This window comes from Sphingopyxis sp. Root1497, from assembly GCF_001427085.1.
GTDB lineage: Bacteria > Pseudomonadota > Alphaproteobacteria > Sphingomonadales > Sphingomonadaceae > Sphingopyxis.
Genome location: NZ_LMGF01000005.1, coordinates 1292609 through 1317025, shown reverse-complemented (window position 1 = coordinate 1317025; position 24417 = coordinate 1292609). Strand labels below are relative to the sequence as shown.

Genomic DNA, 24417 nt, shown 5'->3' with positions numbered 1-24417 from the left:
CTCCTTCAGGCGACATCAAGGGAATGGATGGGGAGCTCGGCGAGCGCATAGGCACCGCCGTCGGTGACGCCGTCGACGCGCGCGAGCGTGGCGATCCGGCGCCCGAGGCCGCGCCCGGCGATGAAGACGACGAGGTCGATTGCCTCGGCGATCAGCCGGCGCGGCACGCTCACGACGCTTTCCTGAACAAGCTGCTCGACGCGGGTGAGCGCAGCAGGCGCGCTATTGGCATGGATCGTCGCGATCCCGCCGGGATGGCCGGTATTCCACGCCTTGAGCATGTCGAGCGCCTCGGGCCCGCGCACTTCGCCGACGATGATCCGGTCGGGGCGGAGTCGCAGCGTCGAGCGCACGAGGTCGGCCATAGAGACGTGACCCGCGCGGGTCCTGAGCTCGACCCGGTCGGGCGCCGGGCATTGCAGCTCGCGCGTGTCCTCGATCAGGATCACGCGCTCGTCGAGCGCCGCCATTTCGGCGAGCAGCGCGTTGGCGAGCGTCGTCTTGCCCGACGAGGCGCCGCCCGCGACGAGGATGTTGCGCCGCTCGACAACCGCCAGCGATAGCAGCCGCGCGCATTCGGCGGTGCAGATGCCCGCCTCGACATAGTCGAGCAGGGTGAACAGCTTCGCCGCCGGCTTGCGGATCGCGAAGCAGGGCGCGGTCGAGACGGGCGGAAGCAGCCCCTCGAAACGCTCGCCTGCCCCTTGCCCATGCGGCGGCAGCTCGGCCGAGACGATCGGCGAGGCGGCATGGACCTCGGTGCGCGCATGGCTTGCGACGAGCCGGACGATCCGCTCGATCTGCGCGGCCTCGAGCCGGTCTCCGGTATCGACCCGCCCCTCGCCGAGAATATCGACGCGCAGCGCGCCGTCGGGATTGACCATCACTTCGATGACGCGCGGATCGGCGAGCGCCCGCGCGATCGCCGGGCCCATCGCCGAGCGCAGCATCGTCCGGCGGCGGCTTTCGCTTTCCCGCGCGCTATCGGCCGCGCCATCCCTCGCCCCCGGCGTCATGGCGTCACCTCGACCCCGAAACTTCCCGCGCCTCGCGAGAAGGCTTCGGCAACCTTCATGGTGAACCAGTCGAAGCGCTCGCGGCCCTGCGCGCGCGCCGCCTCGTCGCCATCGGCGACCGGCGGCACCGAGGCGAGCATGTAGCGTATGAAAAGCGCGAGCACCTCGATGCCGATCTGGCTGTTGCGCTCGATGCGGGCCGCCTGCCGCGCCATCCGGTCGAGCCGCGGACCGAAGCGAGCATCGAGACTATTTTCCGCTTCACGGTCGAGCCAGGCGCCGAGCGCCGCGGCGAGGATCGAGGATTTGGTGACGCCGGGCCGCCGCGCGAGCGCCTCGAGCCGTTCGCTGAGATCGGCGGGCAGGAAGAGCTGGTGGCGCACCTCGCCGCCGCGCATGCCCGCGCGCACTGGTGCAGCCGTGCCGGGCTTCGTGTTCACAGCCCGAGATCCAACTGGCCGCCGCTACGATGCAGCGCCTCGTCGATCGCATGGCCGGCGAGGACCGGCGCGAGCGGCCGCGCCGCATCCATCAGCTTCTTGTCGATCGCCGGATCGGCATCATCGTCGAGACCGAGCGGATTGGCGGCCGACGTCGCCTCATGCTTTGGAGCGACCGCTTCCGGCAGCTCGGGCTCGCGCGCCTGCTGGACGCCGCCGGTGGCGCCCTCGCCGTCTTCCATACCATCGCCGCCGAGCCGCGGATCGGCGGATGCAAGCACCGCCTCCCAGTCGTGCGGCCGCCCCGCGGGCCGGTCGGCAAAGCCGCCGTCCGCGAGCTCGGGCGCGCCGAGCAGCCGCGGGGCGAAGTTCAGGTCCTCATAATAGCGAAGCTTCTTCGCCTTGATCGGCGCAAGACCCGAGACGAGCACCAGTTCCTCGTCGGCGGGAAGCTGCATCACCTCGCCCGGAGTGAGCAGCGCGCGCGCCGTCTCCTGCCGGCTGACCATGACATGCGCGAGCCAGGGCGCGAGGCGGTGGCCGGCATAGTTGCGCATCGCGCGCTGTTCAGTCGCAGTGCCGAGCGCGTCCGAGATGCGCTTCGCGGTGCGCTCGTCGTTGGTCGCGAACGCGACGCGGACATGGCAATTGTCGAGGATCGCGTTGTTCTCGCCGTAAGCCTTGGAAATCTGGTTCAGCGACTGCGCGATGAGGAAGGAGCGGATGCCGTAGCCCGCCATGAAGGCAAGCGCGGTCTCGAAGAAGTCGAGCCGCCCGAGCGCCGGAAACTCGTCGAGCATCAGCAGCAGTTCGTGGCGCCGGACCGACGAGCGGCCATCGTCGAGCTTCTCGGTGAGCCGGCGCCCGATCTGGTTGAGGATGAGGCGGACGAGCGGCTTGGTGCGCGAGATGTCGGACGGCGGGATGACGAGATAGAGCGAGCAGGGCCGCGCCCCGGACACGAGATCGCAAATCCGCCAGTCGCAGCCCGAGGTCACCGCCGCGATCGTCGGATCGCGGTAGAGGCCCAAGAACGACATTGCCGTCGACAGCACGCCAGAGCGCTCATTCTCGCTCTTGTTGAGGAGCTCCCGCGCCGCCGACGCCACCACCGGATGGACTAGCGGCACCTTGTCGGTCCCCAGATGATTGGTACGCATCATCGCCGCGAGCGTCGAAACGAAGCTGCGCGACGGATCGGAGAGGAAGCTCGCGACACGCGCCAGCGTCTTCTGCTCCTCGGCATAGAGGATATGCAAGATCGCGCCGACGAGCAAAGCGTGGCTCGTCTTTTCCCAATGGTTGCGCTTCTCGAGCGCCCCTTCGGGGTCGACGAGGATGTCGGCGATATTCTGGACGTCGCGCACTTCGTGGAGGCCGCGGCGCACTTCGAGCAGCGGATTGTAGCGCGCCGAGCGCGCGTCGGTCGGATCGAAATAGAGGCAGTGCGAGAAGCGCGACCGCCAGCCCGAGGTCAGCGTCCAGTTCTCGCCCTTGATGTCGTGGACCACCGCCGAGCCCGTCCATGAGAGCAAGGTCGGGACGACGAGCCCGACGCCCTTGCCCGAGCGGGTCGGCGCGAAGGCCATGACATGCTCGGGGCCAGCGTGGCGCAGATAGCGGCCGCGATGGCGCCCGAGGAACACGCCGCTGTCGCCGCGCAGCCCCGCGCGGTCGATCTCGCGCTCGCTCGCCCAGCGCGCCGAGCCATAGGTCGTGACGCGCCCGCGCTGGCGCGCGCGCCAGAGCGAGCCGCCGATCGCCGATGCACAGCCGAGAAAGCCGCTCGCCGCCGCGAGGCTGCCCGCCCGGTCGAAGACCTGCGGCGCATAGGCTTCATAATGATACCACCAGCCGAACAGCGCCCAGGGCCGGTACACGGGCATGCCGCCGACAAGGAACCAGGGCGACCCGAGCGCCTGCTGATAGCCGAGCATCGCGGCCGCCCATTGCGTCGCCATCCAGACGCCCGCCATCATGATCGCGAGCACGATCAAGATCTGGCCGATGAGCAATTTGGTCGGGGTCATGGCGCCGCTCCCGCCCGGGCCACCGTGCCGCGGACTTCAAGCGATCAAAATCCTCCAGAGAGCCGCCAGCGACCATCGCACCTCCGCCGCACCGGGGGCCTTTGCGACGCACAAGCGCTTCTTCATGTTACGCGATCATCTTTTCGGGCGACTACCCGCCGCTGCCGTCGATGAGCGACCGTTTCGACCTGCTGATCGGAGGGCCGCCCTTCTTCGGGCTGCCGATAGGAGGATTGTCGCGTTCCCACGCAAATCCGGGGGCCGCAACCCCGCGCTTGCGGTCGATCTCCGTCATATCCGCGGGCCGAAGCGCTACCGCCGACTTCTCCGAACGGGGGCGTCAAGAGTAGCGAATGTAGAAAAACTGAAACGTGAAGCTTGACACGAATCAGCCCGGAGCGGCACTCCAGCCCGGAGGGCTTTCCCCCTCACGGTAACTTCCTTTCGCCAGCCTGACGGCATGTAATTTTGGCGCGGACTCCGTGAGGTGTAGAATGAAAAACCCGAACAATCCCGATAATGAAACCCCTGTTTCCCGATCGCGGCGCTCGCTGCGCCGCCCTGCCGCGGCCATGTCGCGCCACGAGGCCGAGACCTTGCAAGTCCAGGCGTTCGTCGATGCCGGCCACTCCGGGCTCGCCGCGCTTGTCCTCATCGTCCGCGCGCTGCTTTTGGCCGCGGCGATCGTGACGGCCGGCTGGCTGCTCGGCAATAGCCCCCTGCCCGCCCGGGTCGCCTCCGCGATCATCGGTCTGCTGTGACACTGCCCGCAAGCCCCGCGTCCACGAATCCATGATCGTGGATTCGGGAGACATTATCTTGTTCGCGCAGCCCGCTAAACCTCCCTCGCGGCACCGGTCGTGGCGGCCGGACAAACTTGCCCGTTTCGGCATAGCGAACCGGACAGACCTGTCGGCCGCCAGGCTCTTAGGAAGGTGTCCGAACCCGGCAGAAAGCGGAATCCGCCGCAAGAAACCCGTGGATCAGCGGCTTGTTGTCGCGGCAAAAGGCGATGCGGATCGGGACCATGCTCGATCCTTTGTGAGGATGCGGTGGTATGGGTGAGGTTTTGCTGTTGGCCGGTCTTTTCACGATCGCGCAGATCGCGAGGGCGCTGCCGCGTATCATCTGGGCCATCCGGTGCCCTGCGGGCAGCCGGCGCTACACTTGCCCCGCGCCCGAAAGCTCCCCGCGAAACCCATTGCTCCCGGCCTCAGCCAAGACGCGCGGCGAATGATGGATGGAGGCTACGAAAGGTGACCGACCAGCGCGGCGCCGGCATATCGACCAAGCTATGTTCCCAGTCGCTCCGCGCCTCGCCGTCCATATGGTAGATCGACCGCGGCGCCAGCGGCACGGAGACGCGTTCGAAATCCGGGCCGACACGCCTCCGGAAGCGCATGACAGCCTCGGCGCCCAGCGAAACCCCGACGACATGTTCGAAGACCGGACGATCCTTGTGCCAGCCGATCCCCGCGCCCACGCCATATTCGATCAGCAGCGCCTGCACGAGATCGCCGGGCTCGAGGCCGGCGAAGCGCGCGGCCCGGTCGCGTAGCGGTTCGAGCCAGGCCGGCAATGGCTCGGACCGCGCAAAGCGCCCCGTCTGGAAATCATAGGTCCAGCCGAAGGAACGCGTCATCCGCTTGCCCGTCCATTGCTGAAACTGGAACGGCTCCAGCCCAGCCGCCGCGATCTGGCCGATCAGCGACCGTTCCTCGGGCTCGTCGACGACACCCTCGGCGTAAGCGAGGCCGGGCAGCAAGGGCGAGCCGAACAGGTCGCCCTGCCTCGCACGGAGGGGCACACTCATAGCGGTAGCGCGGCTTGCGCCTTCAGCGGTTCGACGAACAACGAGTGGCGCGGAAGCTCGGCGAGCAAGTCCTTGTCGATGCCGGTCCCGTCGAGCCAGCGCATCACGTCGCGGCGCTGGATGATGAGGCCATGGCGCGACTGGTAGGGAATGATATCGGCGCCCGCCGGCATGGTGACGATCCGGTAGGATAGCGGCCAGTCGGCGAGCGGCGGATCCCAGATGGCCGCGAGATAGAAGAAATTGCCGCTGTCGAGCGTCACGCGGTAGCGATGATCGCCGGTGCCCATCCGGAACTCCGATGCGGGAATGAGACAGCGGCGCGCGGGAAAGGCGCGTCCTTCCGAACGGACGAAGCGAAAATTGACACCGTCGCTGAAACGTGGATCGCTGCCCCACACGGCTTCGACCATCTCGATCTCGGCTGGATCGTCGGGATTGCGCCGGACGAGCGCGCGCTTGCCGCCTTGCGGAGCGTCGGGATCGAAGGGGGTTGGCGCCGTGCTCACGATTGGAACATAATGGGAACATGAACGAGTCGCAAGGGCGGGAATTAAGCGATCATGTGCAACGACTATCGGCTCGAGGTCGACATCGCGTCCATCGCGGAGGACTTCGACGACCTCAAGATCAAGATCGATATGCCCGAAGGCGCGCCGAACGTGCCCGCGCGCGAAGATGTCCGCATCACCGACATGGGCCCGATCGTGCGGAGCGGTGAGACGCGCGCCACCGGCGAGCTCGTCAACCGGCGATGGAGCTGGCCCGGCCCCAAGGGCAACCCGATCTACAATTTCCGCTCGGAAGGCCGCAGCTTCGTCTCGCACCGCTGCCTCGTTCTGTGCGACGGCTTCTACGAGTTCACCGATCCGGAAGATAAGGCGCAGAAACGGCTCGATAAATGGCTGTTCACGATGAAGGACCATCGCTGGTTTTGCATGGCCGGTATCTGGCGCGCATATGACGACGGCGAAGCGTTCACATTGCTCACGATGGACGCCGGCCCCGACGTCGCCCCCTATCATCACCGCCAGATCATCCCGCTCGCGCGAACAAGCTGGGCCGACTGGCTCGATCCCGAGGTTCCTGCCGAACAGGTCCTGCAATGGCTCCCGGCGGGCAGTCTCGAGGTCAGGCAGGTATTCGGGAAGCCACCCGCGCAAGCCAGCCTGGCGTTATAGCGCCGCCCAAGCCAACGCCTATACGCCCTATTCGGCTTGCTCGGCCGGCGCCTCGTTCTTCAGATAGGGTTTGACCCGCATACGATTGAGCGCATTGTCCTCGCCGATCTTCTTCAAGGCAGCGTCCATCCGCTTGGCGACTTCCTGATCATTGCCGTCCGGATTGGCGAATTCGCCGAACCGCAGGCCCGCCCGGACCGCGCTGTGCAGGTCGTCGCCACGAAGTTGCCGGAGCAGATCGACATATTTATCGACCGGCACTGTCGCGAGAAAGGCGACGTCGGCTGGATTCCAGCCGTTTTTCGTCCCGATGTCGACGAGGATTTGCGCCGGGTCCTTCTCGAGCGGCATGTCGTTCAGTTTCTGCTCGAATGCTGCAGCGATCGCGGGATCGATCAGACGCCGGGCGCCTTCGCGGCCAGTTGCAAAAAACTCGCGCGGACGACCGTTCTGGGCTTCGAGATAGATGGGGAGAAGGCGTTCGGCCTCTTGGGGGCGGCCAAGTTCGCGCAACACGTCCAGCGCGTCGGACGCCTGTGCCGGGGACATCGCGTCGGCATGGTTTTCGATCGACGCGACGAGCGAGTCCATCAGCGCGTCTGCATCCGCATCGAAGCTTTCGCCAAAAGTGTCCCACGGCTTCTGAATCGCTTTCCGCGCGTCCTCATTCGCGTATCGGCCATTCACTTCGGCCAAGGCCATTTGCAGCGCGTCAGTATCGAAAGCCCCGGCCTTCAGGCCATCGAAGATGAGCTCATCGAGCTTGTCGAACCCGCCAAATCCATAGCTCTGAAGGATTTGGTCATCGCGCAGCTCCTCGGCGGTTCGCTGGTCCTCGCCGAGCATGCCTAGAAAGAGATTGTGTCTGCGAACCCGCTCGATGTCCGGGGCGAGCTTTGGTTCGAAGACGCACCAGCCAATCAACACGATCGAATGGACGACATTATCGGCGACGCCGTCGTGCAGTCCCGCCAATTGCGGCTCGAGATAGGACAGGAAGCGGCGAATACGCCGGATGACGCGAATATTCGTTATGCCAAGTGCAATCGCGTGCTTCGCCACCAGCTCGCCCAAGGCGTCGCCCGGCGGCAGGGCGGCGGCGATCGACTCTTCGGCGGTCGGCTCAAAGGCGACGGCTTGGTCGACGACCTTCTCGAGATATTGCCGATATTTGGCGCCTTGCTTGCCGAGCCCGTCTTCATTGAGAAGCAGGACGACCTTGCAATTCCGCCGCTCGCGCAGAAACGACACGAGACCCAATATGTCAGCGACATCCAGTCCCTTTCCTGCGCGTTCGATATCGTCGATGCAGACGATCTGGTTGCGGATTAGCAAGGAAGCGCCCGGTGCGAGCAGATCAGCCATCTTGCCGACATGAGGTATTGCCGCGGCGCCCGTAGCGAAGATGTTCAAACCTTTTCGGGTGACTTCGCCGCCAAGTTTCCGAAGGCCCTCGAAGCTCCGGAGATGTTCAACGAATGAATCTACTGTCGGTTCGAGTTCATTGCCCTGCAGACTGACGGTCGACTGGACGATCGCGGTTTTGACCGCCTCGAGGCTCTTGAGGCCGAAAGCCGACACATAGGCATAGTGGCGGAGCGCTGCGGTCGCACGCTTGGCCTGCAGCATCGTGTCCCAAGCGTAAGTCTTCCCCACGCCCCAGCGCCCCGCGATGCTCAACACCTCCGGGGCTGCCGATGACAGAAACCGCTCAATTTCGTTGAGCGCGCGCTTTTGCGACATATCAAGCCCCCTGTGGGCGCAAAAAATCGCGCCTTCCACCAACAAAACTAGCGATCCCGGCAGCTTTTTCCAGCATCGACGCGGATCTTGCGCTGCGTCACATACAGCATCCAATTATCGCGCCTTGACGCCGGTCCCGACTCAATGGAACATATAGGGAACATTTGAGTCGTTACCCTATGACATTCACGCTACCCTCGCCCCTCTCCCGGCCCAGTGCCGAGGAGCTTGCCGCGCTTCGCGATGCGGTTGCACGCGTCCGCGGCGAACGCGGCCCCGCGCTCGCCTTCGGCGTCGCCGCACTCGACGAGCGCCTCGCCGATCGCGGCCTCGATGGGGCAGGCCTCCACGAGATCGCAGGCGCATCGCCGAGCTGGAGCGACGATGCCGCCGCGACGCTGTTCGCCGCCGGTATCGCCGCGCGCTTCGCAGATCAGCCCGGCCTCAACATCCTCTGGGCACTCTCGCGCTTCGACCTCTACGCTCCCGGTCTCGAACAAGCGGGGCTTTCTCCCGATCATATCTTCTATGCGCAGGGCCACGACGACAAGGATGTGCTAGCGCTCGCCGAGGACGGGGTGCGCGATGGCGCGCTCGCCTGCGTGATCGCCGAGGTTAAGACGATCGACCAGACCGCAACGCGCCGCCTCCAGCTCGCGGCGTCCGAAGGCTGCACGCCCCTCCTCCTCTATCGCCGTCATCGCCGGCAGGGTCGTTGCCCGCTCGCGGAGCCATCGCTCGCCTGCACGCGCTGGCGGATCGGCTGTTTACCCTCCACCCCGATCGCAGCCCCCGGCGTCGGGCGCGCGCGCTGGTCGGTCGAGCTCGTCCGCCAGCGCGGCGGCCCGCCTTTTTCCCTCGAACTGGAGGCGTGCGATGACCAGGGTCGCCTCGCTCTTCCTGCCGCAGCTCGCGATCGAGCGACTGCGCAGGATGGAGCGGACCTATCCGTCGCGGTCGGGCGCGCCGCCTGACGGCGCCCGCGCGGCATCCGTCACGCCGCCCGTTCCCGCCACCGACGACGACCCCGGTTCCTGTTCGGTCCCGCGCGGCGGCGGCTGGCGGCCGGGTGCGCGCTGGGCGCGAGAGCCTGATTTCGCAGACCTCCCGGCGCATCAGCGTCCCACGATGCGCGAGATGGGACGCCGCAGCGAAGCGGCGCCCTCGCCCTTTCGCCCCGCGCCCGGCGACGAGGGCGGCGCCTCGGCGATGCCTCCGCCCGCTCTGCCTCCACTCTGGGGATTGAAGCCGCGCATTCTCGTGGCGCGCGCGGGACAGCGCGACGTGGTGACCGCCGCGTGCCCGCTCGCGAGCGATCTCGGGCTCAGCCCCGGCATGGCCGCCGCCCACGCGCGCGCGCTGGTTCCCGACCTTGATGTCGGCGACGCCGAGCCGCAAGCCGATGCCGCGCTGCTCGATCGTCTCACGCTCCATGCCGTGCGTCACTGGACGCCGACCGCCGCCGTCGCCGGGACCGACGGGCTGTGGCTCGATCTGACCGGAACGACGCATCTCTTCGGCGGCGAAGCGCGCTTCTGCCGCCGCCTTCTCGCTTTTCTGAAACGCCTCGGAATGACCGGCACGATCGCTGTCGCCGGGACGGCCGGCGCCGCCCATGCGCTCGCACGCTATTCAGGCGAGAAGATAGTCGTCCTTCCGGCTGGTTCCGAGACCGAGGCGCTCGCCGGACTGCCGCTGGCCTCGCTCCGGCTGACGCCCGAGGCGCTGACCGCCGCAGCCCGGTTCGGCATCGAACGCGTCGCCGACCTCTACCCGATGCCGCGCGGCCCACTCGCGCGGCGCCTCGGCCTCAAGACCGTCGAGCGCCTCGATCAGGCGCGCGGGCTTGCGCCCGAACCGATCGAGCCGCTCGTGCCGTTCGAGATGCCGGTCGTCGAGCGCCGCCTCGTCGAACCGATCGCGACCGCCGAAGCGATCGGTCAGGTGATCGGCGATCTCGTCGACGACATGATCGCTACCCTCGAACGGCGCGGCCTCGGCCTGCGCGCCGCCGCCCTTGTCTGTGTCCGCGTCGATGCCGGCGAGCAGGTCATTGCACTCGGCACATCGCGCGCGACGGGCGACGCGAAACATCTCAAGCGGATGTTCGGCCTCAGGATCGAGAAGATCGAGCCCGGCCTCGGGATCGAGGCGATGCGCCTCAGCGCGCCGCAGGTCGAGCCGCTCGGCGCCGAGGCGATCGCGTCGCCGTTGATCGCGGGCGACAAGGCGCCCGACCTCGCCCCGCTCGTCGACCAGCTCGCAGGCCGGGTGGGCCATGCCGCGCTGTTCCGCCTGACCTCGGTCGAAAGCGACGTTCCCGAGCGGGCCCTGCGCGCGCTCGCACCGCTTGCGAAATCGAAAGGCTGGCCGGTCTGGGGACGCCCGGTGCGGCTGCTCGAAAGGCCCGAGGCGCTGCGCGGCGTCGTCGCGCTGCTCCCCGATCATCCGCCGCGGCGCTTTACATGGCGCGGCAAGCCCTACCGCGTGATCGCGGGCGATGGTCCCGAGCGGATTCACGGCGAATGGTGGCGGCGCGCGCAGGAGATGTGGGCGGTCAGGGATTATTTCAAAGTCGAGGCCGAGACCGGCGAACGCTTCTGGCTGTTCCGGCGCGGCGACGCCGTCGAGCCCGAAACCGGCGATCTGAGCTGGTATCTCCACGGCGTGTTCGGCTGAGCCGATGACGGCGAACACCACCTATGTCGAACTCCAGGTGACGAGCCATTTTTCCTTCCTGCGCGGTGCGTCAGCGCCCGAGGAACTCTTCGCCGCCGCCGCCCTCCAAGGCCACACAGCCCTCGGCATCGCCGACCGCGGCAGCGTCGCGGGGATGGTCCGGGGCCTCAGCGGCCAGGAGGCGACGGGCGTCCGCATGATCGCCGGCTCGCGCATTGACCTGCGCGACGGGCGCGCACTCCTCCTCTATCCGAGGGACCGCGCCGCCTGGTCGCGGCTCACCCGCCTGCTCAGCCTCGGCAAGGGGCGCGGCGGCAAGGGCCAATGCTGGCTCGACTGGCCCGACATCGCCGCGCATGCGCAAGGTCAGGTCGCGATCCTCCTCCCCGACCAGTCCGACGCGATCACAAGCCTCCACCTCACCGAACTCGCGGACGTCTTCGGCAAAGATGCGCATATGGCGCTCTCGCTCCGCCGCCGCCCCGGCGACGCGCAGCGCCTCCGCGCTCTCGACGACCTCGCCCGCACGGAAAATGTCCGCAGCGTCGCAACAGGCGACATCCTCTATCATGCGCCCGAACGTCGGCCTCTGCAGGATGTCGTCACCGCGATCCGAGAGAAGACCAGCATCGACGCGCTGGGGTTCAAACGCGAACGCTTCATGGACCGCAGCCTCAAGAGCCCCGCAGAGATGGAACGCCGCTTCGCGCTGTTTCCCGACGCGATCGCGGCGAGCGCGGACATCGCCGCGCGTTGCCGCTTCGACCTCGCCGAGATCAAATATCAATATCCGTACGAGCAGGTCATGGAAGGCCGCACCGCCCAGGAAGCCCTTGCCGCGCTGACTGCCGAGGGGGCCGAAGCGATGTTCCCGGAGGGCCTGCCGACTCCCTACCAGCAACAGATCGCCCATGAGCTCAGGCTCATCGGCGAACTCGGCTACGCGCCCTATTTCCTGACCGTCAATGCGATCGTCACCGAGAGCCGGCGGCGCGGCATTCTCTGCCAGGGCCGCGGCAGCGCGGCGAATAGCTGCGTTTGCTATATGCTCGGCATCACCTCGATCGACCCGATCCGCCACGAACTGCTCTTCGAGCGCTTCGTCTCGGGCGAGCGCAAAGAGCCGCCCGACATCGATGTCGACTTCGAGCATGAGCGGCGCGAGGAAATCATCCAGTGGATCTACGAGACCTATGGCCGCCATCGCAGCGCGCTGACCGCGGTAGTCACCCGTTACCGGACGCGCGGCGCGGTTGCCGAGGTCGGCAAGGCGCTCGGCCTGCCGCGCGACCTTACCAAGATGCTCACCGGGCTGGTCTGGGGCTGGTCGGTCGACGGGATCAGCGACGAGGAGATCGAGAAGCTCAACCTCAATGCGAAGGACCATCGCCTCCGCCTGACGCTCGACCTCGCCCGCCAGCTTATCGGCACGCCGCGGCATCTCTCGCAGCATCCCGGCGGTTTTGTGCTCACCGAGGAACGCCTCGACGATCTCGTGCCGATCGAACCGGCAAGGATGCAAGACCGGCAGATCATCGAATGGGACAAGGACGATATCGACGCCCTCAAATTCATGAAGGTCGACGTGCTCGGCCTCGGCATGCTCGGCTGCATGAACCGGGCGTTCAATCTGCTCGCCGAGCATAAGGATATTCGCGTCGGAATGGCCGACCTCCAGGATGATGACCCCGCCGTCTACGGCATGATCCAGAAGGCCGATACGCTGGGTGTCTTCCAGATCGAGAGCCGCGCGCAGATGTCGATGCTGCCGCGCATCAAGCCCAAATGCTTCTACGATCTCGTGATCGAGGTCGCGATCGTCCGCCCCGGCCCGATCCAGGGCGACATGGTGCATCCCTATCTTCGTCGCCGCGAGGGCAAGGAGAAACCGGAGTATCCCAAGCCCGAGCTCAGAGCCGTGCTCGAGAAGACACTCGGCGTCCCGCTCTTCCAGGAACAGGCGATGAAGGTCGCGATCGTCGGCGCGGGCTTCACCCCCGCCGAGGCGGACCAGCTCCGCCGCGCGATGGCGACTTTCAAGCTCACGGGCGGCGTCAGCCATTTCTACGACAAGCTCGTCGGCGGCATGGTCGAACGCGGCTACCCGAAGGATTTCGCAGAACGGACATTCAAGCAGATCGAAGGCTTCGGGTCTTACGGCTTTCCCGAGAGCCACGCCGCGTCCTTCGCGAAGATCGCCTATGCGAGCTGCTGGATGAAGCATCATCACCCCGACGTCTTTTGCGCCGCGCTCCTCAACGCCCAGCCGATGGGCTTCTACGCGCCCGCCCAGATCGTGCGCGATGCCCGCAATCATGGCGTCGAGGTCAGGCCGGTCTCGATCAACCACAGTCATTGGGATTGCACGCTCGAGGCGGCAGACGGCCGATATCTCGCGGTCCGTCTCGGCTTCCGGCAGGTTCGCGGCCTCGCCAACATCCACGGCGCCGCGATCGTCGGGGCGCGCGGCGACCTTCCCTATGACGCGGTCGAGGATGTCTGGCGCCGCGCCGGCGTCCCCCGCGCCGCGATCGAGCGGCTCGCCGAGGCTGACGCCTTTCATGTCATGGGCGAGAGTCGGCGCCAGGGTCTCTGGAAGACCCGCGGCCTTGACGAAGCGCCGCTGCCGCTCTTCCAGGCGGCCGACGAGCGTGAAGCCCGCTTCAGCCCCGAAGGGATCGAGCCGCCGACGATCCTGAGAGCCATGACCGACGGCCGCGAGGTCGTCGAAGATTATCGCGCGACCCAGCTCAGCCTCCGCGCCCACCCGCTGAGCTTCCTGCGCGACGAACTCGACCGCCAGGGCATCGTGCGCTGCGCCGATCTTCGCGACATCGCCAACGGCAAGAATATCGAGGTCGCGGGCGTCATCCTCGTGCGCCAGCGCCCCGGCAGCGCCAAGGGCGTGCTGTTCGTGACCATCGAGGACGAGACGGGGATCGCCAATGCGATCCTCTGGCCCGACCGCTTCGAAATCTATCGGCGGCAGGTCATGGCCGCGTCGATGATCGCGATACGCGGCCGCCTCCAGAAGGAAGGCGAAGTCATCCATGTCATCGCCGACCGCATCGTCGACCATGACGCGCTGCTCGGCAGCATTGGCCGCACCGGCTTTACGGTCGCGCCCGGACGCGGCGACGGCGCGACCAATGGCGGCGGTCCCGACAGCCGCGAGCCGCTCCGCCAGCGCAGCCGCAATTTTCAATGAGAGGCCCGTTCTTGAACTTGACGCCCAAGCCCGCCAGAGGAAGACCATGACAGGCTTTACCGCTACGATCGCACTCGCCCTGACCCTCTCCGCCTGCACGACGCCGCAAGGCGCGCCGCGCGCGGCGGCGCCGACGGGCTCGCCGCTCAAGGTCGCAAGCTGGAACCTCGAATTTCTCGCCGAGGAGAATGGCATCGGCTGCCAGCCGCGCACCGATGCCGATTATGCCGCGATGCGCCGCATCGCCGACACGCTCGATGCCGACGTGATCGCCTTCCAGGAAGCCGAGACCCCGGCCGCAGCGGCGCGCGCCTTCGACCCCGCCCGCTACACGATTGTCATGGAAAGCCGTCCCGGCGCCCCGAGCGGCACCTGCGGCGGCGAACAGAAGACGCAGACCGTGATCCGGCAGGCGGTGGGCTTCGCGATCAAAAAGGACATTGCCTTCGACCGCAACGCCGACGTCACATCGCTGATGCTCGGCAACGCGCAGCTCCGCTCGGGCGTGGACATCACGCTCCGCCCCGCTGGACGCGCACCGCTCCGCCTGCTCGGCATCCATCTGAAGTCGGGCTGCTTCTCGGGCAACGAGGCGAAGGCCTGCCCGACGCTCCAGCAGCAAATCCCGGCGCTCGAGGCGTGGATAGATCAAGCCGCGACCGGCCCCGACCGCTTCATTGTGCTCGGCGACTGGAACCGCCGTCTCGGCCTTGCTGGCGACGCCGTTTGGACCGAGATCGACGACGGCGAGCCACAAAACGCCGACCTTCGCCTCGCCGACGAGGGCATCAGCCCGAAATGCGATCGGCGTTATGACAGCTTCATCGACCATGTCGTGCTTGACAAGCGCGCCGGAGGCGACATGCTCGCCTTCACAGAGACGCTCTACGCCCCCGGCGAGAAGCATTATTCGGATCATTGCCCGGTGATGGTGACGCTCAGGCGCTAAACCCTAAAGGCCAAGCCGCTCCCAGAATTCGTCCGCGTCGATGCGTTCGGATTGCTCGACATCCTTGTCCGGAAGGTCATGGCGCCCGGACGAATGGGGAATGTGCGGCAGGCCACCGAGCCGCTCCTCCTTGTTCAGAACTTCGCCGCGATCCATCGTCATCTGCTTGCGACCGCCCAACGAGGCAGCGCGCTGCAAGTTCCCTTAAACAAAGAGAAATGGGAGAATATCAAAGTCCTCATCCGGCCATGACGCGGAAGGTCGGGCATACGAATGACAATCGCCTCCATATGTCGGCCACCCGTCTCGGCTATCGGCGAGGTATCGCCGCTCACATCGCACGGCGTCCTTCCAGGGTTGCGCTGCGCGAGCCCCGGCCTCTAGAGGACGATGACCCGAAAAATGGAGATGCTCATTGGATACGGTATCGATCGTACTCTTTCTGCTGCTGGCCGTCGTCGTCAGCGGCGCGATATCGCGAATGCTGCCCATCTCCCTGCCGACACCGCTCGTGCAGATCCTGCTCGGAGCCGCTATCGGCCTCTCGACATCCTACCGCGTCGAACTCGACCCCGAGCTGTTTCTGTTGCTCTTCCTCCCGCCGCTCTTGTTCCTCGATGGCTGGCGCATCCCGAAGGATGAGCTGTTCAAGGACGTCTCGACCGTCGTCGAACTCGCGCTTGGCCTTGTGCTCCTGACCGTCATCGGCATGGGCCTGTTCATTCACTGGATGATCCCGGCGATGCCGATGGCCGTCGCGTTCGCGCTTGCCGCCGTGGTATCGCCAACCGATCCGATCGCCGTCGCCGCCATCGCGGCACGCGTACCCATCCCGAAGCGGATGATGCACATCCTCGAGGGCGAGTCGCTCCTCAACGACGCATCGGGCCTCGTATGTCTGCGCTTCGCGATCGCCGCGGCGCTCACCGGCACCTTCTCCGCGGGCGCCGCCGCGCTGAACTTCCTCTGGGTCGCCGGGGTCGGACTCGCGATCGGCGTCGCCGTCACGCTGGCGGTGACGCGCGCCAAGGCCTGGGTCACGAAGCGCTGGGGCGAGGATACCGGCTCGCAAATCCTCGTCAGCCTGCTGATCCCGTTCGGCTCCTATCTGCTCGCCGAGCATGTCCACGCCTCGGGCATCCTGGCCGCGGTGAGCGCCGGCGTCACCATGTCCTTCGCGGAAATCTCGCGTCAGGCGATGGCGGTCACGCGCATGCGGCGCAACTCGGTCTGGGACACAATCCAGTTCACGCTCAACGGCATCATCTTCGTGCTGCTCGGCGAACAATTGCCCGCAATCCTCTCGGGCGCGAAGGAAACGGCGGCACTCACGGGACACAGCGCCCCCTGGTGGCTCGGCGTCTATGTCATCGCGATCGTCGCGGGGCTCGCGGCGTTGCGCTTCGCCTGGGTGTGGGTGTCGCTGCGGCTCACCATTCTGCGGAAACGTGACAACCATAGCGAGATGCAAAGCCCCGACTGGCGGCTGGTCGCCGCGATGTCCTTCGCCGGCGTGCGCGGCGCGATCACGCTCGCCGGTGTCCTGACCTTGCCGCTGGCGCTCGACGACGGCACGGCCTTTCCCGCGCGCGACCTCGCGATCTTCCTTGCTGCGGGTGTCATCATCGTATCGCTGCTCCTGGCCAGCATCGGATTGCCCCTGCTGCTGAAAGGGCTGGTGATGCCGCCCGAACCATCGAAGCAAGCCGAGGAAGATACCGCCCGCGTGGCGACGGCGGAGGCCGCGATCCGCGCGATCGAGCGCCGCCAGCACGCGCTCGCCGAGGAGCGCGGCGAAGCCGACATCTACGCGGCCGCCGGCACACGCATCATGGATTTTTACCGCGAGCGCATCGAGAGCCGCAGCCAGGGCCTTTCGGAGGCGCGCCGGGAAGAGGAGCAGCTTGCGCGGGACTTCCAGCTTGTCGGCGTCCATGCCGAACGCGAAGCGCTCGTCGAGCTGGCCCGGGCTCGCGCGATCGGCAGTGAGGTCGCCCGAAAGCTGACTCGCGAGCTCGACCTGTCTGAAGCGCGATATCGCGGTTAGCAACCGCGTGCCGATCGTATCCTTTGGCTCGCGCCCGACGCCGCTGTTGTTCCGATCGTGATAACCAATGAGCCGAACCGCGAACGGCTCCGGCCCGACCTCAGCAACGAGTTGGCCGCATGCGTTGAACGTGCGGGGTAGGCCGAAATACTCCGCCCGAGCCTCGAAACCGCCTTCGATCCCGCTTGAACCCGCGCCCATTCCCTGATTACGCGAAGGCTCTTCAGTAAGGCAACAATGTGATGACCGATTCAGACTTCTATCCGGTGGGCACGCCCGGCGTGCCCTGGGGCGCTCTCGAACTCGCACAGTGGCGAAGCCGCCAATCGCGGCAGCGCCGATATGATGTCGACGTCGTGCCGCGGATCGATGCTCTGGCCGATCGGTACGAAAGGATCGAATATGGTCAGCTCGCCTATGACGGGGAGCAGTACGCATTGCTCGCGCTCCGCGACCGGACCTTCGACCCTGCCCTCCCGACAGCGCTGCTGACCGGCGGCGTGCACGGATACGAAACGAGCGGTGTCCTCGGTGCGCTCGATTTTCTCGAGAGCGACGCGGCAGACTATGCCGGCAAGGTCAACCTGCTGGCAGTGCCTTGCGTCAGTCCGTGGGCCTATGAGCGCATCAACCGCTGGAACTATGACGCCATCGATCCGAACCGGAATTTCCGTGCCGATGGACCCGCGCGCGAAGCCACTGCGCTGATCGAACTCGTCCGATCCACGCAAGGCCCGTTTCTCCTGCATATCGACCTGCACGAGACCACCGATAGCGACGAGAGCGAATTTGGACCTGCGCGCGCAGCGCGCGACGGCAAGACGTTTGAACCCGGCCTGATCCCCGATGGATTCTACCTCGTCGACGACAGCGAAAACCCGCAGCCGCAATTCCAGCAATCGATCATCGCTGCGGTCGAACAGGTGACCCATATCGCACCTGCCGATGCAGAGGGCGAGATCATCGGTTCGACCGTCGTTGCCCAGGGCGTGATCGAATATCCGCTGAAGGACCTCGCATTATGCCCGTCGATCACGGGCGCGCGATACACGACGACCACCGAAGTCTATCCCGACAGCCCGCGCACCAAGCCGGAAGAATGTGTGCGGGCACAGGTAGCTGCGGTGCGCGCGGCGCTGGATTATGCGCTCGCGCACCCTTGATACAGCCTTCGCCCGAGGGCAACCATCGCTTTCAAGACGCAGCGACTGATCCGATAGCCAGATGCGAGACGCGGGCGCACATCGGCTTGCTCGCCGCTGCGCGCCTGGGTCCGACCTTCCCGGCTGATTACGAAATATGTGCGGCTCTCCGCGGCGAAAGCCGCATGCTTGCGCTTCGCCCATCTCGTCGAACGATGCCAGCCACGGCCCGGTCCAAATTGGAGCAGCTATTGAGGGCCCGACAAGATCGCTGAAATGGGGCTTAAGTCTGTAGTCGCTACAGGGTGCATAAGCATGGCGAATCAAAAAACCGGGAAGCGAACAATGTCAGATCCGATCAAGCAGGATGCGCAGGCGTGGATACGCGGAAAGTTGGGTCGCTAGCAGGCCGCGCGCGGATCGGGCGATAGCGACACGGCATGGCGTGCGCTCGAGAGGATCCACATCGTCGCACAGCCGTGGCTTTCCCTGCACCTCTGGTCGCACTGGCAAATGCTTCGCTTCGCCGTTTCCTTACGGGACTGGCGAGAGGCTGCCGGGCAGATATTCCGTCTCGCTCTCGTCCCGCTGGGCACGCTCACCGGGCGTCTTCCCGTCGGCAATACCGGTCGCGCCCGCGTGAGCGCTTTCCGTCCCATGCCTCTTCCGCCGGAACTTGCCAGCTATGCAGCCCCGAAGCACCCCGATGACCGATAGGATTTACACATGGTGCAACGGCCGCGCGCAACGTCCGTTTACGAAGAACAGCCGGGATCGAGTGAGGAACAAGCTATGAGCACAGGTCATGATCATGGAGACCATGGGCATAGTCACGGGGCCGGCGCCAACGCAAAAAGCCTCACGATCGCACTAGTACTCACCAGCCTCTTCCTGCTTGCCGAACTGGCGGGAGCGTGGCTCTTCCACAGTCTCGCGCTGCTATCGGATGCCGCGCATATGTTTACCGATACCGCGGCGCTCGCGATCGCGCTCGCAGCGATCCGTATCGGTCGGCGGCCCCCGGACAACAAGCGCACCTACGGATATCGCCGCTTCGAGATCCTCGCCGCGGCCTTCAACGCAGTCCTCCTTTTCGCAGTGGCGGCCTATGTGTTGTACGAAGGCATTCATCGCTTTTTCGATCCGCAGCCCGTTCAGTCGATCGGCATGCTGCTGGTGGCAACGGCAGGACTGGCGATCAACCTCATTGCCATGCGCGTACTGGCAGGCGGCAAGGACGACAGTCTCAACGTCAAGGGCGCCTATCTCGAAGTCTGGGCCGATATGCTCGGTTCGCTCGGGGTCATAGCCGCCGCCGTCCTGATATATTTCACGGGTTGGAGCTGGGTCGATCCCGTCGTCGCGATCGCGATCGGACTATGGGTCCTGCCCCGCACCTGGGTTCTGCTCCGCGACACGACCAACATCCTGTTGCAGGGCGTTCCCCGAGGCATCGACCTAAGCGCTGTCCGCTCGGCCATCAAACTCGTCCCGGACGTCGTCGAAGTCCATGACCTCCATCTCTGGTCGGTCGCGGGCGACGACAGGAGCCTCACGGTCCATGTCGTGTTGCGGCCGGGCAGCGCGCCCGATCCGGTCAGATTGGCCATCGCACAGATGCTACGGGACGAATTCGACATCTCCCATGCAGCGTTGCAAATGGAAGCAGACAGCGTGCGATGCGCTGCGCCCGAGCACGAGTAGACATATCCCGTCCGGTCGCGTCGCATAAGGCGAGCTCTGGCCGATCGCGGACTGTCCGCTTTTTGCGGTCAACTTGTTTAAAGCAGCCGCGCCGTTTGCAGGTCCGCTGCATCCGCAAATGACCCGCAAGTCAGGCCACCACTCTTCACGTTGCAATGTCGAAGCTTTCCGCGCGCGCGAGCCGCCACGCAGCGCCGTAAAAGTCGCGCTCGCAATCTGCACCAAGCAACTCGCCGTCTTCGAGGAAGATATGGAGCTGCGAGAAGAGTCTGATCTCCGTGAGACTGACCCGGCGGACAAGATGGTGCGGTCCAAGCTTCGCCGGATGGTCGAGCCCGGCCGCTGCAATCATTTCGGAAAGCGCGAGCAATGTGTTGCGGTGAAAGTTCCGCACGCGCTCCGCCTTGTCCGGGACGGCAAGCGCCCGCTGCCGCACAGGGTCCTGGGTGGCGACGCCCGCGGGGCAGCGGTTTGTGTGACATGCAAGGGATTGGATACATCCGATCGCGAACATGAAGCCCCGCCCCGCATTCGTCCAGTCGGCACCAAGAGCCATGACGGTGGCAATGTCGAAGGCGCTGACGATCTTTCCGGCGGCACCGATCCTGATCTTCCGGCGAAGCCCGGCTCCGACCAGCGTGTTGTGCACGAAGAGCAGGCTCTCGCGTAGAGGCATTCCGAGATGGTCGGTAAATTCGAGGGGAGCTGCCCCGGTTCCGCCTTCGGCCCCGTCCACGACGATATAGTCCGGCACGATACCCGTTTTGAGCATCGCCTTCACGATGCCCATGAACTCCCACGGCTGGCCCACACAGAGTTTGAAGCCGACCGGTTTCCCGCCCGACAGTCGACGGAGCAGCGCGATAAACTCGAGGAGTTCGATCGGCGTCGAGAACGCCGAGTGCCGCGGGGGCGAGATACAGTCGCGGCCCATCGGAATCCCGCGCGTAAGTGCGATTTCTTGACTGACCTTCTCGGCAGGCAATATGCCGCCCTTGCCGGGCTTCGCCCCTTGGCTGATCTTCAACTCGATCATCCGGACCTGCGGGTCGGCAGCCTTCTCGGCAAAGCGGTGCGGGTCGAAGAGCCCGTCATCGTCCCGGCAACCGAAATAGCCGCTGCCGATCTCCCAGATCAGGTCGCCACCGTGCTCGCGGTGATACGGGCTGATCGATCCCTCCCCCGTGTCGTGAGCAAATCCGCCGAGCTTCGCGCCCTTGTTGAGCGCACGGATGGCGTTGGCACTCAGGGCGCCGAAGCTCATGGCCGAGATATTGAAGATCGAGGCCAAATAGGGCTGCGTGCACTCATCGCCCCCAATGGCGACCCTGAAATTGGCGGGGTCGGCAGCCGGCACCGGGCGCGTCGAGTGCGCGATGAATTCATAGCCATTTTTGTAGACGTCGACCAGCGTGCCAAAGGCAAGATCGCTCACCTCATTCTTGGCGCGGGCATAGACGAGCGAGCGCTGGCTTCGCGAGAAAGGCGTCTGCTCCTGGTCCCCTTCGATCAGATACTGCCGGATTGCAGGTCGAATATCCTCGAACAGCCACCGCAGCCGTCCGACAAGGGGATAGTTGCGGCGGATCGAATGGAGCGGCTGACAAAGGTCGTAAACACCCAAGCAGGATAGGATTGCAGCGCCGATTAAGAGCGTGAGAGCCCCTGCAGTCGGCAAGGCAAAAATAGCCGTGAGCGCTGTCAGAAGACACACTGCGAGAGGGACAAAACGGAGAAAAGACACGATGTTTCAACTTCAGAATAGAGAGAAAACGGCAGGAAAGTGGCCGACTGGCCTCATCGCGAGAGGCGCGCGGCGGTCAGGAGGAGCAGGACAGCCGCGACCAATATTGCGAGCGCGGTTCCGGGCAGCGCCGACATTCGCCGCAGCGCGTGATCGTTCTCGAAACGCGCCAGCTTCGCGGCACGCGCCGGATCGCGGCGGAGCGCACCGCGCTCTTCGGGCGACAGGCCTGCCGTGAGCGACATCAACCACCTCCGGGCGCGGCCGCCAAGATGCGGGTAACGCGCAAGCAGATCGGCGACCTCGTGCAAATCGGGGCACGCGTCCGGCCCGGACGGCGACGGCTGATGTGCAGGGATCGTCATTTGCATCCCTGCTTTCCATCCGTCAGGCCCTGTATTCGTGCCGAAGCGTCCTGCGGGCTGGCGACGACAAGCGCGGTCGCTGCGGCGAAGAACAGGCAGGCTGCGGTCAGCCATCCCATCTTGCGCTCGGTCAGGGCAAACATCAGGCTGTAGAGGCCGGCGACGGCGGCCACGATGACCAGACCCATGATCTCGTCCAGATGATATTTCCAGCAAAGCGACAGGCCCGCCATTCCAATAGACATTTTCTAATCTCCATCGTTCATCGAGCGGCCGAAAGCATGACCCCGGCAAGCCAGCAGCCGGCGGCAAACAGTCCAATAAAAGCCGCCATCGACAGCATTCTGACCCGGCATGTCATCCGCGGGCGCCGGGTCCGCCTGAGGTGCCGTCTCATGCGCTCGCCTCCTGCAGCTCGGGCTCATTCGAGCGGGCAAGCGCGCTAAGGACGCTGACGAGCGCGAGCATTTCGCGCCGTACCGAAATCGGTGCAGCGATCCTGGGATCGCACCAAAGATCGCGGTAGAGGTCCGCGTAGTTCATCAGGTCCCGCAGCGGTTCGCGCTCTTGCTGCCGTGCGCGCCGGGATATTTCGGCTCCCGTTTCCCAGGCGCGTTCGATCGGTAGTCCGGCGCTTGCAAAGGGTCCAAATGCGGCATGTCGCTGGGCCTCGACGGCGACCCGCATCGGCGGCTCTCCGAAAAGACAGTCGAGCGCCGCCTCGATTGTCTCGGGCTGCGCCGGACCCGCTGAGGTTCGCAGCGCGACTGCGAGCAACTGATCTTCGGCCAGCGCAGAATATTCCAGCCTATCGATCGGCGTCAGCCCGCAGTCGGAGGGCGTGCGCAAACCTGCAGCCTGGTTCGGGTCGTTCAGCATGGCGCTCGCTCGGCGAGCCGCGCCGACGATGAGATGATCGAGCAGACATTGCTGCCCCGTTATGGTTTTCACATATACCTCCATGAGCCGCCGGCGCATGCGATGGCGGTTGGCGAGTGATGGACAAAGGATTTCGAGACCGGCTAGCAAGGATGGCTCGCCGCGCGCGCGCCGGATCCGCCGGGATACCCGAAGGTTTTCCGGCGAAGGTGCGTGCCGTTCGTCAAGCTGACGCCCCGAACCCGCGGCATGCGGATTCGGGGCTAATCTCCTCGAATCAGCCGCACTCCGAAGCGCCCGAAGCGCGAGAAGAAGCTCTGCGTGCCGCCGGTAGATCGGTCCTGCCGGCACAGATTGGCGTGTGGCTCCCCGCGATCGGGCGCAGGATCGATCGAAGTTCCACCGGCGCCAAGCGAAGCCAGCAGCGATCGCTCGTCGGGGTGCGCCGCAATGACGACCCGCAGGTCCGGGATCCTTTGGAAGGGCGCCGCTGCCGCTTCCGATATACAATGGATACTGTCCGTCCAACGCGACGCGGCGCCGTCAATCAGCGATGCCGTAAATCGTCCAGCGCGCGGCGAATGTATCAGGATATAGTCAATTTCATGCAGAGCACCGCATATCCATTCCAGGTCTCGAGGATCGCTTTCCTCGACGTCGTAGAGGGGAAGCTTGCGCACCCGAAAGCCTTGTCCAAGAAGCGCCTCGATGTCGCCGGCGGTGTCGACCGCAGCGGGGTGAAGGATGTCAGCCCCTCCATCCAGTTCGCTCTTGATCAGGCGGCATAGCGCCTGCACGTCTCCGCGCGCGGAGGCGACGCACCTATATCCCCGCGCGCGCGCGTACCGCGCGCTCCGATCCCCGACCGCAAATAGCGGAAGGTCGGCGAACGCCGGGACGAACCGGTGAAGGCGCACCGCGTTGAGGCTCGTGAGGATCAGAGCATCGGGCACTTCCACGACGGGCGGGACGGCGAGCGGAACGACGGAGAGAACCGGCGCACCGACAGCGTCATATCCCGCCGCAGCGAGGCGCTTCACGGTCAATCGGTTGAAGGGGTCGGTCCGCGTGACCCAGACCCGAGCGAGAGTCATGCCGCGTCGAGCGCCGCGGTGGCACCACGCCAATAAGCATCCACGCACCGGGCAAGGAAAAGCAGCGGCGGCTCGCCGATGAAGTCTTTCAGCAAAGGCACAAGGCTGTCTCCGAAGGCAATGATTTGCCTGCGCGGTACGGCGGTTGCATCGCTTCGCGATGCGACGTCATTGTCGCAGCCGGCCAGCATCAGGTCGACCAAGATGGCGGCGTTCCGCGCAGCTGCTTCCAAGTCTGCGCCGGATATTTGCAAGGATTGCGCCGCTGCAGCTTCCAACTGCTTGCGGCGCGTACGAAGTATGCCGAAAGCTTCCGCTTCGGACATGGGGGTGCTCATGTAAAACTCCCGGCGGAATAAACGCCGTTATCGACCAGCTCGCGC

23 protein-coding genes are annotated in these 24417 nt (G+C 65.5%); 10 read left to right on the top strand and 13 right to left on the bottom strand.

Going from position 1 to position 24417, the window contains the following annotated elements:
* Nucleotides 1-5 precede the first annotated feature (5 nt).
* Genes trbB through ASD67_RS20730 form a run of 3 tightly spaced genes read right to left on the bottom strand, consistent with a single transcriptional unit; the run spans nucleotide 6 to nucleotide 3486 of the window.
* Nucleotides 6-1016, bottom strand: a complete 1011-nt coding sequence (gene trbB, locus ASD67_RS20740) for a P-type conjugative transfer ATPase TrbB (protein ID WP_056351132.1) — start codon at nucleotides 1014-1016, stop codon at nucleotides 6-8.
* Nucleotides 1013-1456 (bottom strand): CopG family transcriptional regulator, encoded by a 444-nt coding sequence (locus ASD67_RS20735; protein WP_235535764.1) that lies wholly within the window; start codon nucleotides 1454-1456, stop codon nucleotides 1013-1015. The genes trbB and ASD67_RS20735 overlap by 4 nt, the downstream gene beginning before the upstream one ends.
* Nucleotides 1453-3486 (bottom strand): conjugal transfer protein TraG, encoded by a 2034-nt coding sequence (locus ASD67_RS20730; protein ID WP_056351127.1) that lies wholly within the window; start codon nucleotides 3484-3486, stop codon nucleotides 1453-1455. The genes ASD67_RS20735 and ASD67_RS20730 overlap by 4 nt, the downstream gene beginning before the upstream one ends.
* A 494-nt stretch (nucleotides 3487-3980) precedes the next feature.
* On the opposite strand from ASD67_RS20730, the gene ASD67_RS20725 reads away from it, so the two are divergent.
* A complete protein-coding gene (locus tag ASD67_RS20725) occupies nucleotides 3981-4247 on the top strand; it encodes a hypothetical protein (protein WP_056351125.1) in 267 nt (88 codons plus the stop codon).
* Between the two features lie 452 nt (nucleotides 4248-4699).
* On the opposite strand, the gene ASD67_RS20720 is transcribed toward ASD67_RS20725, so the two are convergent.
* Entirely contained in the window at nucleotides 4700-5299 is a 600-nt protein-coding gene (locus tag ASD67_RS20720; protein ID WP_056351124.1) for an alpha-ketoglutarate-dependent dioxygenase AlkB, read from the bottom strand.
* Nucleotides 5296-5808 (bottom strand): SOS response-associated peptidase family protein, encoded by a 513-nt coding sequence (locus tag ASD67_RS20715; RefSeq protein ID WP_235535763.1) that lies wholly within the window; start codon nucleotides 5806-5808, stop codon nucleotides 5296-5298. The genes ASD67_RS20720 and ASD67_RS20715 overlap by 4 nt, the downstream gene beginning before the upstream one ends.
* A gap of 54 nt (nucleotides 5809-5862) precedes the next feature.
* Between ASD67_RS20715 and ASD67_RS20710 the strand changes: the two genes are divergently transcribed.
* Nucleotides 5863-6480: an SOS response-associated peptidase gene (locus ASD67_RS20710; RefSeq protein WP_056351121.1), complete on the top strand. Its 618-nt coding sequence runs from the start codon at nucleotides 5863-5865 to the stop codon at nucleotides 6478-6480.
* Nucleotides 6481-6507: 27 nt separating this feature from the next.
* On the opposite strand, the gene ASD67_RS20705 is transcribed toward ASD67_RS20710, so the two are convergent.
* On the bottom strand, nucleotides 6508-8223 hold the full coding sequence (locus ASD67_RS20705) for a P-loop NTPase fold protein (protein WP_056351119.1): 1716 nt from the start codon (nucleotides 8221-8223) through the stop codon (nucleotides 6508-6510).
* 179 nt (nucleotides 8224-8402) lie between these two features.
* Here ASD67_RS20705 and ASD67_RS20700 point away from each other — a divergent pair, with 179 nt between their 5' ends.
* From ASD67_RS20700 to ASD67_RS20685, 4 genes are read left to right on the top strand one after another with little or no spacing between them, the layout of a single operon-like run.
* Complete coding sequence (locus ASD67_RS20700; protein WP_056351117.1) at nucleotides 8403-9197, top strand: ImuA family protein; 795 nt, start codon at nucleotides 8403-8405, stop codon at nucleotides 9195-9197.
* Nucleotides 9100-10902 (top strand): DUF6504 family protein, encoded by a 1803-nt coding sequence (locus ASD67_RS20695; RefSeq protein ID WP_082545221.1) that lies wholly within the window; start codon nucleotides 9100-9102, stop codon nucleotides 10900-10902. Before ASD67_RS20700 ends, ASD67_RS20695 begins: the two co-directional genes overlap by 98 nt.
* Before the next feature lie 4 nt (nucleotides 10903-10906).
* Nucleotides 10907-14110 carry an error-prone DNA polymerase gene (locus ASD67_RS20690; protein ID WP_056351116.1) on the top strand — a complete coding sequence of 1068 codons (3204 nt, stop codon included), beginning with the start codon at nucleotides 10907-10909 and terminating at the stop codon, nucleotides 14108-14110.
* Nucleotides 14111-14156: 46 nt separating this feature from the next.
* A complete protein-coding gene (locus ASD67_RS20685; RefSeq protein ID WP_056351114.1) occupies nucleotides 14157-15059 on the top strand; it encodes an endonuclease/exonuclease/phosphatase family protein in 903 nt (300 codons plus the stop codon).
* A 3-nt stretch (nucleotides 15060-15062) separates the two neighbouring features.
* Here ASD67_RS20685 and ASD67_RS23265 read toward each other — a convergent pair whose 3' ends face one another.
* Nucleotides 15063-15257 carry a hypothetical protein gene (locus tag ASD67_RS23265; protein ID WP_156377811.1) on the bottom strand — a complete coding sequence of 65 codons (195 nt, stop codon included), beginning with the start codon at nucleotides 15255-15257 and terminating at the stop codon, nucleotides 15063-15065.
* Between the two features lie 217 nt (nucleotides 15258-15474).
* On the opposite strand from ASD67_RS23265, the gene ASD67_RS20680 reads away from it, so the two are divergent.
* From ASD67_RS20680 to ASD67_RS20670, 4 genes are all read left to right on the top strand, one after another.
* A complete protein-coding gene (locus ASD67_RS20680; protein WP_056351112.1) occupies nucleotides 15475-17106 on the top strand; it encodes a Na+/H+ antiporter in 1632 nt (543 codons plus the stop codon).
* Nucleotides 17107-17348: 242 nt separating this feature from the next.
* Nucleotides 17349-18269, top strand: coding sequence for a M14 family metallopeptidase (locus ASD67_RS20675; RefSeq protein WP_056351110.1), 921 nt, complete (start codon nucleotides 17349-17351; stop codon nucleotides 18267-18269).
* A 438-nt stretch (nucleotides 18270-18707) separates the two neighbouring features.
* A complete protein-coding gene (locus ASD67_RS22810) occupies nucleotides 18708-18965 on the top strand; it encodes a DUF3703 domain-containing protein (RefSeq protein WP_082545220.1) in 258 nt (85 codons plus the stop codon).
* Nucleotides 18966-19040: 75 nt separating this feature from the next.
* On the top strand, nucleotides 19041-19952 hold the full coding sequence (locus tag ASD67_RS20670; protein ID WP_056351108.1) for a cation diffusion facilitator family transporter: 912 nt from the start codon (nucleotides 19041-19043) through the stop codon (nucleotides 19950-19952).
* Between the two features lie 145 nt (nucleotides 19953-20097).
* On the opposite strand, the gene ASD67_RS20665 is transcribed toward ASD67_RS20670, so the two are convergent.
* The 6 genes from ASD67_RS20665 to ASD67_RS20640 form a co-directional block, all read right to left on the bottom strand.
* A complete protein-coding gene (locus tag ASD67_RS20665) occupies nucleotides 20098-21696 on the bottom strand; it encodes an FMN-binding glutamate synthase family protein (RefSeq protein WP_056351106.1) in 1599 nt (532 codons plus the stop codon).
* A 53-nt stretch (nucleotides 21697-21749) separates the two neighbouring features.
* Entirely contained in the window at nucleotides 21750-21941 is a 192-nt protein-coding gene (locus tag ASD67_RS23260) for a hypothetical protein (protein WP_156377810.1), read from the bottom strand.
* Nucleotides 21942-22057: 116 nt separating this feature from the next.
* Nucleotides 22058-22294 carry a hypothetical protein gene (locus tag ASD67_RS20655; RefSeq protein WP_056351101.1) on the bottom strand — a complete coding sequence of 79 codons (237 nt, stop codon included), beginning with the start codon at nucleotides 22292-22294 and terminating at the stop codon, nucleotides 22058-22060.
* Nucleotides 22295-22454: 160 nt separating this feature from the next.
* Entirely contained in the window at nucleotides 22455-23012 is a 558-nt protein-coding gene (locus tag ASD67_RS20650) for a hypothetical protein (RefSeq protein WP_156377809.1), read from the bottom strand.
* Between the two features lie 191 nt (nucleotides 23013-23203).
* On the bottom strand, nucleotides 23204-24034 hold the full coding sequence (locus tag ASD67_RS20645) for a uroporphyrinogen-III synthase (RefSeq protein ID WP_056351096.1): 831 nt from the start codon (nucleotides 24032-24034) through the stop codon (nucleotides 23204-23206).
* Entirely contained in the window at nucleotides 24031-24372 is a 342-nt protein-coding gene (locus ASD67_RS20640) for a hypothetical protein (protein ID WP_156377808.1), read from the bottom strand. The genes ASD67_RS20645 and ASD67_RS20640 overlap by 4 nt, the downstream gene beginning before the upstream one ends.
* Between the last annotated feature and the right edge of the window lie 45 nt (nucleotides 24373-24417).

Excerpts from the sequence above, each read along its gene's own strand:
- trbB (WP_056351132.1), bottom strand. The coding sequence starts at position 1,016 with ATGACGCCGGGGGCGAGGGATGGCGCGGCCGATAGCGCGCGGGAAAGC.
- ASD67_RS20730 (WP_056351127.1), bottom strand. The coding sequence starts at position 3,486 with ATGACCCCGACCAAATTGCTCATCGGCCAGATCTTGATCGTGCTCGCG.
- ASD67_RS20725 (WP_056351125.1), top strand. The coding sequence starts at position 3,981 with ATGAAAAACCCGAACAATCCCGATAATGAAACCCCTGTTTCCCGATCG.
- ASD67_RS20720 (WP_056351124.1), bottom strand. The coding sequence starts at position 5,299 with ATGAGTGTGCCCCTCCGTGCGAGGCAGGGCGACCTGTTCGGCTCGCCC.
- ASD67_RS20710 (WP_056351121.1), top strand. The coding sequence starts at position 5,863 with ATGTGCAACGACTATCGGCTCGAGGTCGACATCGCGTCCATCGCGGAG.
- ASD67_RS20705 (WP_056351119.1), bottom strand. The coding sequence starts at position 8,223 with ATGTCGCAAAAGCGCGCGCTCAACGAAATTGAGCGGTTTCTGTCATCG.
- ASD67_RS20700 (WP_056351117.1), top strand. The coding sequence starts at position 8,403 with ATGACATTCACGCTACCCTCGCCCCTCTCCCGGCCCAGTGCCGAGGAG.
- ASD67_RS20695 (WP_082545221.1), top strand. The coding sequence starts at position 9,100 with ATGACCAGGGTCGCCTCGCTCTTCCTGCCGCAGCTCGCGATCGAGCGA.
- ASD67_RS20690 (WP_056351116.1), top strand. The coding sequence starts at position 10,907 with ATGACGGCGAACACCACCTATGTCGAACTCCAGGTGACGAGCCATTTT.
- ASD67_RS20685 (WP_056351114.1), top strand. The coding sequence starts at position 14,157 with ATGACAGGCTTTACCGCTACGATCGCACTCGCCCTGACCCTCTCCGCC.
- ASD67_RS20675 (WP_056351110.1), top strand. The coding sequence starts at position 17,349 with ATGACCGATTCAGACTTCTATCCGGTGGGCACGCCCGGCGTGCCCTGG.
- ASD67_RS20670 (WP_056351108.1), top strand. The coding sequence starts at position 19,041 with ATGAGCACAGGTCATGATCATGGAGACCATGGGCATAGTCACGGGGCC.
- ASD67_RS23260 (WP_156377810.1), bottom strand. The coding sequence starts at position 21,941 with ATGTCGCTCACGGCAGGCCTGTCGCCCGAAGAGCGCGGTGCGCTCCGC.
- ASD67_RS20655 (WP_056351101.1), bottom strand. The coding sequence starts at position 22,294 with ATGGCGGGCCTGTCGCTTTGCTGGAAATATCATCTGGACGAGATCATG.
- ASD67_RS20645 (WP_056351096.1), bottom strand. The coding sequence starts at position 24,034 with ATGACTCTCGCTCGGGTCTGGGTCACGCGGACCGACCCCTTCAACCGA.
- ASD67_RS20640 (WP_156377808.1), bottom strand. The coding sequence starts at position 24,372 with ATGAGCACCCCCATGTCCGAAGCGGAAGCTTTCGGCATACTTCGTACG.